Source organism: Oceanobacillus sp. FSL W7-1293 (assembly GCF_037969815.1).
In the GTDB taxonomy this organism is placed as follows: Bacteria; Bacillota; Bacilli; order Bacillales; family Amphibacillaceae; genus Oceanobacillus; species Oceanobacillus oncorhynchi.
This window is the reverse complement of the sequence record NZ_CP150212.1, coordinates 215,888-228,419: the sequence shown is the minus strand read 5'-3', so window position 1 is coordinate 228,419 and position 12,532 is coordinate 215,888. Positions and strand designations below refer to the sequence as shown.

Below are 12,532 nucleotides of genomic sequence, written 5' to 3'. Positions count from 1 at the left end.
AGTGAAAATGATAGGGGCGATTCCTCGTGTTAAACCAATTATTTCTTCTGCTGGCGGTACAAATCAATCGATTTATATCCTTGAGACAAAATATCAAGCATCTGCTGTTTACGCTTGTCACGTGTTTTTTTTTGTTTCGCAGAAAAAAGGTAGCGCGCCCAGTCTTTTTGATAGCCAGGTGTCAGACTCCGGTAAAATGAAAGCACCTCAGGAAATGCAGCTAATAACGCTTCAATATCTTTCACATTCTCGGCATAATCTGCTATGCGCTGACTCGATGAGGCAGATTTCTTCTCTTTTCGCTCCTCGCGTTTTAAGCCAATTACAGTAAACACATCATCCATACGTACCATACGGGAAAATTTCAAATCACTGCCTGACACATACCCTTCTTCGTCCACCTTCATGGCGGGGAAAATCTCATCCCTATGAATAGAGGTATTATACCGCTTGTTTCCCTTTTTAGGGTAAGCAAAAAATAAATATCCTTTTGGGAGCAGTAATTGCTGCGCTACAATTTGATTTGTATATGTAATCATGTCATCCAACGTTTCTACAAAAATAAAAATCGCATCATGCGCTTGCTGCAATGCTTGATTTTGTTCCGTGAATACATCATAGTCATTCGGCTGGTTGATGACAGCCAAGTTTGTGTATTTATGAAGCTTTAATTTATCTATAATAGACATTATATTCACTCCCTGTCTTATGTAAATATATCATTTTTACCAAGAATCAAGAAAGCATATTGATAGGCAAATACGGTGTTCTCGTTCTTTTCTATTTAGTAAAGCACATAATGACTGAGTAATGAGCGTGTAAGCATCCTATTCTTTTTCTCATCGTTATCCCGCCCCATCTTATTTTTTCATGCTGCTTACTTTACACGGAGTGATATTAAAAAGTCCCGGAATCAACCAATTGACTCCGGGACATCATAGCATTATTAAAAATCAAACATCTTTCTCACAAATTCATTAAAACCATTGTGAATGGAATACACCATCTTTATCCTTACGCTCATACGTATGCGCACCGAAATAATCGCGCTGCGCCTGGATTAAGTTAGCTGGCAGGTCCTCTGAACGATAGCTGTCATAGTAAGCAATCGCACTCGCGAACGTCGGTACAGCAACACCATGCTGCACAGCTAACGAAACAACCTTACGAAGAGACGCTTGATATCCTTCTACAATCTCTTTGAAATATGGATCGAGCATCAGGTTTGGCAGGTCTCCATCGCGATCATATGCTTCTTTGATTTTTTGCAGGAAGTTTGCACGAATAATACATCCGCCGCGCCAAATCATTGCGATATCGCCATATTTCAAGTCCCAATTGTTTTCTTCAGACGCTGCACGCATTTGTGCAAAGCCCTGTGCGTAAGAAACAATCTTACTCATATAAAGCGCCTGACGGATAGCTTCAATTAGCTCTTCCTTGCTCTCAGCTACATCTGTTTTGGCAGGCCCAGAGAACACTTTGCTTGCATTGACGCGCTCGTCTTTTAAGGAAGAAATAAAGCGTGCAAATACAGACTCTGTAATTAATGGAAGCGGCACCCCTAAGTCGAGGGCATTTTTGCTTGTCCATTTTCCAGTACCTTTTTGGCCTGCTTTATCAAGAATCACTTCAACTAACGGTTTGCCCGTTTCCTCATCCACTTTTGTGAAAATATCTGCTGTAATTTCAATCAGGAAGCTATCAAGCTCTCCTTTATTCCACTCTTTAAACACTTCATGCAGTTCTTTTGCATCTAAGCCGACCACATTCTTCATTAAATCATATGCTTCGGCGATTAACTGCATATCTCCATATTCAATTCCATTATGAACCATTTTCACAAAATGACCTGCACCATTTGGTCCGATATACGTTACACATGGTTCGCCATCTACTTTTGCCGAAATTGCTTCAAAGATTGGAGCAACTAAATCATATGCTTCTTTTTGTCCGCCAGGCATCATTGAAGGTCCTTTTAATGCGCCTTCTTCCCCGCCGGATACACCAGTTCCAATGAAATGGATACCTGTTTTATCTAATTCTTCATTACGGCGCATCGTATTTTCATAAAGTGTATTTCCTCCATCAATCAACACGTCGCCGTCTTCTAAGTATGGCTGCAAGGATGCGATCGTTGCGTCTGTCGCTGGACCAGCTTTCACCATAAGCATTATTCTGCGGGGCTTCTCTAAAGATTGAACAAAATCTTCAATCGTTTCGGCACCGTAAAAGTTTTTCCCTTTTGCTTCGTTCGCCATAAATTCTTCTGTTTTCTGGTAGGTACGGTTGAAAACAGATACAGCGAAGCCACGGCTTTCTATATTTAACGCAATATTTTTACCCATAACAGCTAAGCCAATAACACCAATCTCTTGCTTCATATATACTCGATCCTCTCTGCCTAAAAATTTAAAATGAACCTTTTCTTATTATAACGGATTTCTTCTAAAGAAACCAAGTCCCACGCTATTTTTTCTCAATACTATGATAACTTGGCCGGTTTTTTGACAGAAAAAATCACCAATCCGCAGCATCACATCAAACTGCGAATCGATGATTTTTCTAGTTACACACAAATCTCCTTAGCACCCGCAAGGGCCTTGCGGCGGACAAGGATGATGCGGCTTTCCGCACATAACATGCTGTTCTTTAATATCATTTACAACAGATTCTGTATGAGGGAAATAGTGCTTGTGTGTTGTCATATGCTTATTAACATTTGTAGTGTGACTAGGATGGACATGCTTTACCTCAGTATTAGAAACGTTTGTTTTTACGTATTGCTTTGTTGGAGATACTTGTGTTGGACCTTGTTGTGTAGGTGATACTTGTGGTGCACAGTATTCTGGCTGCATTTGTTGCTGCGGCATTTGCTGTGGCATTCCATTGCCATTGCAATTTCCATTCATACCATTCATAGAAGCTCCTTGTACCTGTTGATTTTGGTTCCCCCAGCCTTGATTAAATTGTCCTTGATGATGTTTGTTACTACCTCTCACCGTAAAGGACCTCCTTTCCATTTCTTTAATCTTTCTCTATAGACTATGTGTCCCCCCCGTACTCGGTTTGATATAATAACCTATTTTTCAGGAATTTCTCTTGGATTCTTATTTAAGGGGTGTTCTAAAAAGGATTGGAAAGCTTTATTTTCCTGCTCTTTGTAAGAGAGAGGAATTAGGATAAAAGTGTCAGATTAATTACATCCAAAATCGGGAAACTTTATACAATAGAAGCGTCATATTTAGTTCAGTTACTGGAGTGATATAATGGAATTTTTAACAGGATACTTACCAATCATGCTTGGCGTTGCCGTTATTCTCATATTAATAAGTATATTTGTGAAAGAGAAGCGGATTGTTCCACCGATGGTTGTCAGCTCAATCAGTCTTATTTCTATCTTTATCAGTTATTTCTTTGAGGGGGAAGATGCTGCTCTTATCGGCAATATAAGTCTGGCTGCTTTTATCAGTTCCGTGATTGTTCTGATTGTAATGACAGCTATTTCCTGGTCTCGTACACGTCCAAAAGCATAAGACTGTCTATCTCCATCAAAGGAGTTACAGGAAATCTGGCTGTGAAAATATTGCTTATACAAAATCCCAGGATGTCTTCCGAGCAAATAATAGAAGACACCCTGGGATTTGTTTGTTTCTAAACCAAGAGTGTGAACCATTGAAAGATACCTTTCAGGTTATCGCCGACATTTTTTGGTTAAAACGCTTTGCAATTTCCTTTCCTATTTCAATCGAGCATGTTGCAGCAGGCGATGGTGCATTCAATACATGCAGACTTGACGCATTTTCTTCAAAATAGAAATCATCCAGCATCGTTCCATCCGGCTTCATCGCTTGCGCACGTACTCCCGCTTCCATCGGCTTAATATCCGCTGCTGTTAATGAAGGAATTAATTTTTGTGCTTCCTTTACAAATGCTTTTTTACTAAATGACCGATAATATTCACCGATAGCTTCCTTCATGTTTTTTATGCCCATTCGATACAGCCCCGGAAAGGTTATGATTTGCGACGTTTCCTTTAAATTAAAACCGATTTTTTGATACGCTTCTTTCTTAAACCCCAACACGGCATTAGGCCCTACATCGACTCCGCCGCCAATCATGTTTGTAAAATGGACACCCAGGAATGGCAAATCCGGATTAGGGACTGGATAAATCAATGTTTTCACATAATGTTCAATACGCTTATCTAATTCAAAATACTCGCCGCGAAATGGAATAATTTGAACATCTGTCTCGATATGGGCCATACGCGCTAGCTTATCACTATACAGTCCGGCGCAATTAATCAAATAATCCGCTTCATATGTCGTTTCATTCGTTACTACGGTTATTTTTTCTGTTTCCATTTGGATATCTTTCACTTCATTATGTAACTGCAGCATGCCGCCATTTTCTATAAACAGCTCGGCGTACTTCTCTGTAACCTTTTTAAAATCCACAATGCCGGTATTTTTAACGTGGATCCCGCCGACTGTATTTACAAATGGTTCAATCTCTTTCACTTCATCACGGCTTAAGCGCTCGACATCTAACCCATTTTCGATTCCCCGCTCATATAGCTTATTCATGTTCGCAAGTTGGGACTCACTTGTTGCCACAATTACTTTGCCACATTGGTTATATTCTATTTGATGCTTTTCACAGAACTCCATCATCGATTTCGATCCATTCCGGGCAAATCTCGCTTTGTAGGAGCCCGGTTTATAATAAATCCCTGAATGAATCACACCGCTATTATGTCCTGTCTGATGCTTCGCTACCTCTGCTTCTTTATCTACGACTGCAATGTTTTTATCTGGATGCATTTTCGATAGCTGGTAAGCGGTGCTCAAGCCAATAATCCCTGCTCCAACAATCACTATGTCTACTTTCACTGTGCTTCCCCTGCCTCTGCTTAAGTTGTTTGAATACCGCAAGCTTCCGCGACTACTTCCACAATATGCTTCACTGAAATCACATCCGATAAGCCTTCTCTTTCTACTCCTAGCTGCATTTGGATATGACAGCCCGGATTGGAAGTAATAATCAGCTCCGGTCTTGCTGTTTTAACGTTTTTCATCTTCATATCTAAAATTTGCATGGATTCCTCAAAATGCAGGATATTATAAATACCTGCTGAACCGCAGCAGAGCGATTTATCCTTTAACTCCATATAGTTCAGTCCAGGAATCCGTTTAATGATTTTTAATGGGTCCTCAAACACCTGCTGTACATTTTCCAAATGACACGACGGCTGAAATACAGCATTCTTCGGAATTTCATAGTGAAAATCCAAATCAGCCATTGCCATCAGCTCAGAAATATCTCTAACCTTTGCCGTAAACTTCAATGCCCGCTGATGCCATTCTGTTCCTTCTTTAAACAGCTTTGGATATTCTTTTAACGTTGCTCCACAGCCGCCAATGGTATTGACAATATAATCAAAGTCATAAGCTTCATAGGCTTCTATATTTTTTTTGGCCAGCTCTGCCGTTTGATCGTGTTCTCCTGCATGATGCTGCAGGGCACCACAGCATGTTTGTGACGGAATATTCGTTACTTCCATTCCATGTCCGTTTAAAATGTTAAAAGCTAAATCATTAATCCGGCTGAAAAATACGTCCATAATACAGCCTTGAAAGAAACCAACCTGAATTGCTGATTTTCTAAAAGGATTCGGCGGGTTTTTCAGCCGCTTACTTAGTTGGACTTCCGGCATGGCTTTATTCAAGTCTCGGTATTTCTCCATCGGTTTTAGAAGATTACGCCGATTAACCACACGCTTCACTCCGGTCACCTGATAAGCATATAAACTCCTATTCACCAATCTCAGAATCTGTTTGTTTTTCAAAACCACTTTAAAAGCAGCTGTTCTGACTCCCTTCTCGAATAGACCCATTTTTTTATTATCTTTCAGCACCTCGACGGCCGACATCAGAATATCGCCGTAACGGACATTGGTTGGACAAACGGTTTCACATGCCCGGCAGCCCAGACATAAATCAATCCCTTCCCGCATGTCCTCAATATCTATCTTTCCTTCCGCTGCCATCTGCACTAAATTGATACGTCCTCTTGGAGAATGCTTTTCTTTTTTGAAAGCCAGATAGGTGGGGCAAGCAGGCAAGCAGTACCCGCATTGCACACAATCAAAGGTTGCCTGATAATCCAATTTTTCAATTAATTGCTCAGTCATTTTTTAACACTAACCTTTTCTCTCCCGCTTCCGGGAATATTTTTCCTGGATTCAAGATATTCTTCGGATCAAGCGCTTGTTTAATCGCTTTTTGGAATAGCATGCCGGCTTCTCCCACTTCTTTTGGAAAAAACGGCTTTTTCATCGTTCCGATTCCATGTTCACCTGATAAGGTTCCGCCTAATTCAATGGCGTAATGAAAAATTTCTTCGACCGCATCCTCCACCCTGGAAACTTCATCCGCATCCCGCATATTGGTATTAATCGTTGGGTGCAGGTTGCCATCACCAGCGTGGCCAAATACAACAATATTCAGATTATACTTTTTCTTCATTTCATCTATCTTCCGAAACATGTCTGGAATCTTACTCAACGGGACGGTCGCATCCTCTGATATTTTGGTGTAGCCGCTTTGGACAATCGCAGGTGAAACTAATTTTCTCACCTGCCAGAGCCTTGCTTCTTCCTCTTTGGTTTTTGCAATTTGCACATTCTCTACACCAATTTCTAAAAGAGCTTGTTGAATAACATGCAGTTCCTTCATCAATACATCTGAATCCCCATCCACTTCAACAAGCAGAATAGCCGCGGCCGTTCTGGGTAAATCCAGTCCAGCATAATCCTCCACTTTATTTATCGCATTCTGATCAAGAATCTCCATTTTAGAAGGTCTTACCCCTGACGTTAAAATTTTGGAAATAGACTTTCCGGCGGTATACAAATCCTCGAATATAATCATTGCTGTCTTCGTATCCATCGGCTTTGGAATCAGCCTTAAAGTTGCCTCTGTAATAATTCCAAGGGTCCCCTCTGATCCGATTAAAAGCTTCGTTAAATCATAGCCGGTCACATTTTTAACAGTATTTCCGCCCGTACGGATAACTTTTCCTTCCGCAGTAACCACTTCCAGTCCTAATACATAATCCTTTGTCACACCATACTTTACTCCGCGGGGACCACCGGCGTTTTCTGCTAAATTCCCGCCAATGGTGCAGATGGAGGAGGAAGAAGGGTCTGGCGCATACATTAAGTTATGCTCCTCTGCCAATTGATGAATATCTCCTGTTTTCACACCTGGGCTTGCCTTGATTAACAAATCATCCGGAAAAATTTCCAGGTACTGATTCCATTGTGAAAAATCTATCACAATACCTCCATGTACAGGTAATGGTCCTCCGGAAAGGCTGGTGCTCGCCCCTCTTGGATAAATGGGAATTTCATAAGCATTCGCCAATTGCACAATTCTCTGCACTTCTTCTGTAGACATCACTTGAACCACATAATCCGGCATATATTGCCCAAAAGACGCATCATAGCCGTATGATATTCGGTCATCAACATCTATTAACAAACGCTCTCCTACTATTTCAGTCAATTTTTCTATTATTTTTTCTTTCATTATTTAACCCACCTATATTCTGTCGTCACCCAACTTTCTGCGCATGTTTGTCAGATGTAATTGCATCGCTTCCATGGCTTCTGCTGCATTTTGGGATTTTATTGCCAAATAAATACGTTCGTGCTCGCTATAAACCTCTTCTCTTTTTCTAGGTTTTCCTATATTCAGTTTCAGTGAATATTCCAATGCATTCCTGTGAACGCGCTCTAAGTTTTGAAAGGTTTGGATTATATAATTATTTTCTGTCGATTGAATAATCGCCTGATGAAAATTATAATCTGCCTTTAAACCAATCGAATATTCATTGCTTGTAATTTCTTCAAAGTCCTTCAGTGCCTGTTCAATTTTCGAAAGCGCTTCTTGCGTATGCCTTACTGCACTAAATCCTGCTGCTTCCACTTCCAATAGCGCTCGCATTTCTAACAGATCAAATAACTCTTTTTTTGTAAATTCGCCGTAAGTATATTCCTTAAATTCATCCGCCGCATCCAGACGTTTGACATAACTTCCCTTTCCCTGCATCGACTCTACGTAGCCGACAGAGACTAATTTACTGATTGCTTCCCGGATGGGTACTCTGCTGACATCAAAATATTTCGCCAGCTCATTCTCTGAAGGAAGCTTTTGTCCTTCAGCGTATTCGCCAGTTTTAATCATATTTTCTAACTGGGAAAAAATAATATCAGATAACTTTTCTTTTTTGAACGGTTTCATTTTATTATCCTGCCTCCAGGAGCCGCCTGCTTCTTATGAAATGGAAAACAAGTACGATTACAAATAATGCCAGTCCGATGACGTCTAATAATTGACTCGTAGAAATCAAGAAGAAGGCCACTCCGATTAATATGATTCTTTCTACTATATTTAATTTTACTCGAATATAGTTCCCGAATCCAACAGAGAGGGCATAAACTCCTATAACCGCAGAAATAAATGCTTGTGCTAATAAGAAATAATTAATTGGTCCATCATCCGTCTGCAGCAGCAAGATTGGATCATAAACGATAATGATTGGGATAATAAATCCTGGAAATGCTAACCGTAAAGCTGTCCAAGCCGTCTGCATCGGATTCGCTTTCGCAATTCCTGCTCCGGTATAGGCAGCTAACGCGACAGGCGGCGTTACGTTAGACATGGCGCCATAATAAAATACAAAAAAGTGAGCTGCTAAAGGATTAACGCCTACTTGAACAAGTGCCGGCGCAGCTGTTACAGCTACCACAATATATAATGCTGTGGATGGAAGCCCCAGACTAAGCACAATACAAGTAATCATAATCAGTATTAATATAATAAACAGATTTCCTCCTGCAAGATCCGCGACATTATAGGCAAGCATCGATCCGACACCGCTCATAGAAACAACAGCAATAATAATCCCTACAGAAGCACAGGCAATAGCGACCTGTACGGAGTTTCTGGCTCCATCAATAAGTGCCTCAAAGAGCTTAGAGAAGGTAATCCGATTTGTTTTGTCTTTGGTTAAATAAGAAGTGATAATTGTAGCAATAATTCCGGCAAAACCGGCAAAAATCGCTGTTTTCCCTAATAGAAGCACACCCATCACAACAATAATCGGCAAAAGTAAGGCGCCTCTTTCCAATAGTACCTTTTTGATATCTGGGATATTCTCCTTACTAATTCCTTTCAGTCCTAGCTTCTTTGCTTCTGTATCAATCGCAAATACCAAAGCAATAAAATATAACAAGGAGGGCAGGATACTGGCTAAAACAATCGCCGTATAAGGAATTCCTAAAAAGCCTGCCATAATAAATGCTGCCGCTCCCATAATCGGCGGCATCAGCATGCCTCCCGTAGAAGCTGCAGCCTCTACTCCTCCCACAAACTTCGGCTTTAATCCGATACTTTTCATCAGTGGAATCGTAAAGGCACCCGTTGTCGCCACATTCGCTACAGCGCTGCCGTTCAATGACCCTGTCAGTGCACTTGTAATAACGGCAACCTGGGCTGGCCCTCCCCGGCGCTGTCCTGCAATCGCCAGAGCTAAATCATTAAACAAATTACTTGCACCGCTCACGGTAAGGAATGAACCAAATAAGATAAACAATACAATATAAGTAGAAGCAATGGATAGCGTGCTGCCGAAAACTCCATCAGACGTCATGTAAATTCGATACAGCAATCTTTCAAATGTAAAACCGGAGTGAGCAAAATCAATAGGAAAGTACGCACCATAAATGCCATAAAGCAAAGCAATAACACTCAAAATAGGAATAAACCAGCCGATAGCCCGGCGTGTTATCTCAAACAATACTAAAATACATAAGACAGCAAATATATAATCAACTGTATTTGCCTGGGATAACCGATCCACATGCAAATTTGTATACGTGACCGTAATATATCCAATGGAAATAATCGACAGGAACAGCATAACGATATCTATTGATGATATTTTCCCTGTCTTCTTTTTGTTTGACGGATGAAGCAAAAATCCCATTACAAAGATTAAGATTAAAAAGATTGTATTTCTATAAAATTCCTGAATGTTTAGATAACTGGAAGTGAGTAAAACAAAGACTGATAAGATAATACCGACAACAGCGATAATTTTATTACGCAACGATTTCGGATCTGCAATCGGGTTATCATTTGGATTTTTCTCGATATCTACGTTTTTTGCCTGTGCATTCGCCATTAATTTTCCTCCTCTCTTAACTCTTCTGGTTTCAGATGCGCTTCAATCTCTATACCTTGCTCTTCAAAATAGCGGTAAGCTCCTGCATGAAGCGGTGTATTCAAGCCTTCCAACGCTGTCTCCACCTGCATTTCCCGGGCGGAATTATGAATCCCAATCATATATTCACGATTTTCAAATAGTATCTTGGTTAAGTTATAAACCATTTCTTCATCCATATCCGAAGTGGTAACTAAAATATTTGGCTGGGCAATCGTATCAATATCTTCTTCCTGCCTTGGATAAGAACCAGCTTCAATAGTATAGCGGTACCACGTATGAACGATATCATTAATATCGTCCATTTGTTCATCGGTCACCTCTAAAATAGCGGCATTCAATCCGCTTGCATACATATCTGTAATAGCAGATACGGGTACTCCTGCAGGAAGAGATCCACCATTTAACCGGCCATCCCTCATTGCCGAAATCGTATCATCATATCCAAGATACTCTGTTCTGATATCACTTTTTCCTAACTCAATCCCTTCCATCATTGTTACGGTAGATTGTTCTGTACCACTTGCCTGAGGACCTACAGAAAACGATCTGCCCGCAATATCAGAGATATCTCCAGACTCAACAAAATCTTCCATTAATACAAAATGCTCTACGTTTGGCCAAATCATCCCCACAGACCGAAGCTCTTCGTATTGGTCTCCTTCATAAATACCGCTTCCCTCCGCTGCCTGTGTCGAAATCAACCCTTGGAGTATGGCAAAATCAGCTTCTCCATTCTTGAGTAAATCGATATTCTCAACAGAACCTGCAGAGGCCTGTCCGTTAAATTTGATATTCTGTTCCCGGTAATGCTCTGTCCAAAGCTGCCCCATTCCGACCCCGATCGGATAATATGTACCTCCAGTGGTTGCTGTTGCGATGTTGTAAATTTCTTTCTTCTCAAAATTACATCCAGATAAAACAAAGGTAAAAATAAGTACTGTAAATAAAAATAGCTTACCTTTCATTCAAACACCCCTTTGTATGCGCTTTCAAATTAACTTGTAATACAATGTTACAACATTGAACATTTTGTGACAATACCTAAATATAAAATTCTGACAAATGATTTAAAATTTATTTTAAATTTCCCATTTTTTAAGGTTTATTCAATCCGCGTTCCGTATAGGCCCAAGCCTTGTTTTAGTAAGCATTAAAAACAGGAAGAGATATCTACCCTTGCACAAAAATAGTTAAAAAGACATAACAGCAGGGAATTTGCCACTTTTATTGGGCAAATCAAAAAACCAGAGTAATCCGAAGATCGCTCTGGTTTTTCCGTTGAGATAAATTAAATTCCTCCAAAGTCCACGCCAACCAAGAAATACGACGCAACAATAAGTACCAGCTGATATACCGTTAAGGTCCAAAAAACATCAAAACGAGATTTTTCCATAAGCGCTAAAAATAAATAAACATGTATAAAGCCGAAAAGTAATAATGAAAATACATATGTCACAATAAATAAATCAATGAATAATAAGCCAAAAAACAATGTCACGAGACAAAACACAAGGACAAACGGAATATTGACCACCACGTATTTCGTCAATAATTCCTTATGCTCCATTGTTTTATTCCCGAACTGCTTCAGCAAAATATAGAGCGAGAAATAACCTATCGCAAATGTAATAAGCCAAGAGACAAAGGTTTGTAAAACAAAGGTGAAATTAATGTCTCCCAAAAAGTAGAACAGCCCATCAAAGCCATATCGATAAAATAAATAATGGCAAATACTTACAAGCACAGCTAATAAAGCGAAAATAATGAGACTGGTTTCCACTTTTATCGACCGGCCGGAATGAATAAGTGTATTTGGCCTTAATGCTGCGTCTAATGCAATCCCTTTGATTTCATTAAAGCTTTCCTGAAAATCAAATTGCGATCCCTTTGTTTTTTCCTTCTGACCTGCCTCACTGGATTCGCCGGCAGCCTGCTCTAGATGTGTTTTGGCTTCATTCGGCTCTTGCTCCGGCTGATTCGAAGCATCCAGCTGCTGTGTCTCCTGCTCCATCGCCAGTTCTTCCATTTTCTCTCCATCCGGTGCTGATGCAGCGTGTTCCTCCTCTACACCTTTTTCTTGCTGTTTATCCTCTTTCTCCATCCTACCACTCCTTGTATAATTTTTTGAGTTATACTACTTCAAACAAATCTTCCTAAGCGAGATTTCTACCCAGATTCAATATGTTTGATATTTTAGTATATACTTAACATTAGCATAAATTAATTATTTTCAAAC

The 12,532-nt window shown here is 40.1% G+C and carries 11 protein-coding genes; 1 reads left to right on the top strand and 10 read right to left on the bottom strand.

Annotation, left to right across the window (positions count from 1 at the left end):
• Nucleotides 1–38: 38 nt before the first annotated feature.
• The 3 genes from MKY65_RS01210 to MKY65_RS01200 all read right to left on the bottom strand — a co-directional run bounded on the left by MKY65_RS01210 (nucleotide 39) and on the right by MKY65_RS01200 (nucleotide 2,858).
• Nucleotides 39–689: a YdeI/OmpD-associated family protein gene (locus MKY65_RS01210; protein WP_339181563.1), complete on the bottom strand. Its 651-nt coding sequence runs from the start codon at nucleotides 687–689 to the stop codon at nucleotides 39–41.
• 288 nt (nucleotides 690–977) lie between these two features.
• Nucleotides 978–2,384: an NADP-dependent phosphogluconate dehydrogenase gene (gene gndA, locus MKY65_RS01205; protein ID WP_339181559.1), complete on the bottom strand. Its 1,407-nt coding sequence runs from the start codon at nucleotides 2,382–2,384 to the stop codon at nucleotides 978–980.
• 201 nt (nucleotides 2,385–2,585) lie between these two features.
• Nucleotides 2,586–2,858 (bottom strand): CotD family spore coat protein, encoded by a 273-nt coding sequence (locus tag MKY65_RS01200; RefSeq protein ID WP_042535874.1) that lies wholly within the window; start codon nucleotides 2,856–2,858, stop codon nucleotides 2,586–2,588.
• 411 nt (nucleotides 2,859–3,269) lie between these two features.
• On the opposite strand from MKY65_RS01200, the gene MKY65_RS01195 reads away from it, so the two are divergent.
• Nucleotides 3,270–3,536, top strand: a complete 267-nt coding sequence (locus MKY65_RS01195) for a hypothetical protein (protein ID WP_339181557.1) — start codon at nucleotides 3,270–3,272, stop codon at nucleotides 3,534–3,536.
• Between the two features lie 153 nt (nucleotides 3,537–3,689).
• On the opposite strand, the gene lhgO is transcribed toward MKY65_RS01195, so the two are convergent.
• The 7 genes from lhgO to MKY65_RS01160 all read right to left on the bottom strand — a co-directional run bounded on the left by lhgO (nucleotide 3,690) and on the right by MKY65_RS01160 (nucleotide 12,397).
• Nucleotides 3,690–4,895 carry an L-2-hydroxyglutarate oxidase gene (gene lhgO / locus MKY65_RS01190; RefSeq protein WP_339181554.1) on the bottom strand — a complete coding sequence of 402 codons (1,206 nt, stop codon included), beginning with the start codon at nucleotides 4,893–4,895 and terminating at the stop codon, nucleotides 3,690–3,692.
• A 20-nt stretch (nucleotides 4,896–4,915) separates the two neighbouring features.
• Nucleotides 4,916–6,196, bottom strand: coding sequence for a (Fe-S)-binding protein (locus MKY65_RS01185; RefSeq protein WP_339181549.1), 1,281 nt, complete (start codon nucleotides 6,194–6,196; stop codon nucleotides 4,916–4,918).
• Nucleotides 6,189–7,595: an FAD-linked oxidase C-terminal domain-containing protein gene (locus tag MKY65_RS01180; RefSeq protein ID WP_339181547.1), complete on the bottom strand. Its 1,407-nt coding sequence runs from the start codon at nucleotides 7,593–7,595 to the stop codon at nucleotides 6,189–6,191. The genes MKY65_RS01185 and MKY65_RS01180 overlap by 8 nt, the downstream gene beginning before the upstream one ends.
• A gap of 12 nt (nucleotides 7,596–7,607) precedes the next feature.
• The gene (locus MKY65_RS01175) at nucleotides 7,608–8,309 is read right to left on the bottom strand and encodes a FadR/GntR family transcriptional regulator (protein ID WP_339181544.1); all 702 of its coding nucleotides are present in this window, start codon (nucleotides 8,307–8,309) and stop codon (nucleotides 7,608–7,610) included.
• 4 nt (nucleotides 8,310–8,313) lie between these two features.
• The gene (locus tag MKY65_RS01170) at nucleotides 8,314–10,254 is read right to left on the bottom strand and encodes a TRAP transporter permease (RefSeq protein WP_339181541.1); all 1,941 of its coding nucleotides are present in this window, start codon (nucleotides 10,252–10,254) and stop codon (nucleotides 8,314–8,316) included.
• A complete protein-coding gene (locus tag MKY65_RS01165; RefSeq protein WP_339181539.1) occupies nucleotides 10,254–11,261 on the bottom strand; it encodes a TAXI family TRAP transporter solute-binding subunit in 1,008 nt (335 codons plus the stop codon). The genes MKY65_RS01170 and MKY65_RS01165 overlap by 1 nt, the downstream gene beginning before the upstream one ends.
• 323 nt (nucleotides 11,262–11,584) lie before the next feature.
• On the bottom strand, nucleotides 11,585–12,397 hold the full coding sequence (locus tag MKY65_RS01160) for a hypothetical protein (RefSeq protein ID WP_339181537.1): 813 nt from the start codon (nucleotides 12,395–12,397) through the stop codon (nucleotides 11,585–11,587).
• Nucleotides 12,398–12,532 lie beyond the last annotated feature (135 nt).

Bases quoted from the DNA above. Each gene is read 5' to 3' on its own strand.
- MKY65_RS01210 (WP_339181563.1), bottom strand. From the start codon at position 689: ATGTCTATTATAGATAAATTAAAGCTTCATAAATACACAAACTTGGCT.
- gndA (WP_339181559.1), bottom strand. From the start codon at position 2,384: ATGAAGCAAGAGATTGGTGTTATTGGCTTAGCTGTTATGGGTAAAAAT.
- MKY65_RS01200 (WP_042535874.1), bottom strand. From the start codon at position 2,858: ATGCAGCCAGAATACTGTGCACCACAAGTATCACCTACACAACAAGGT.
- MKY65_RS01195 (WP_339181557.1), top strand. From the start codon at position 3,270: ATGGAATTTTTAACAGGATACTTACCAATCATGCTTGGCGTTGCCGTT.
- MKY65_RS01185 (WP_339181549.1), bottom strand. From the start codon at position 6,196: ATGACTGAGCAATTAATTGAAAAATTGGATTATCAGGCAACCTTTGAT.
- MKY65_RS01180 (WP_339181547.1), bottom strand. From the start codon at position 7,595: ATGAAAGAAAAAATAATAGAAAAATTGACTGAAATAGTAGGAGAGCGT.
- MKY65_RS01175 (WP_339181544.1), bottom strand. From the start codon at position 8,309: ATGAAACCGTTCAAAAAAGAAAAGTTATCTGATATTATTTTTTCCCAG.
- MKY65_RS01170 (WP_339181541.1), bottom strand. From the start codon at position 10,254: ATGGCGAATGCACAGGCAAAAAACGTAGATATCGAGAAAAATCCAAAT.
- MKY65_RS01165 (WP_339181539.1), bottom strand. From the start codon at position 11,261: ATGAAAGGTAAGCTATTTTTATTTACAGTACTTATTTTTACCTTTGTT.
- MKY65_RS01160 (WP_339181537.1), bottom strand. From the start codon at position 12,397: ATGGAGAAAGAGGATAAACAGCAAGAAAAAGGTGTAGAGGAGGAACAC.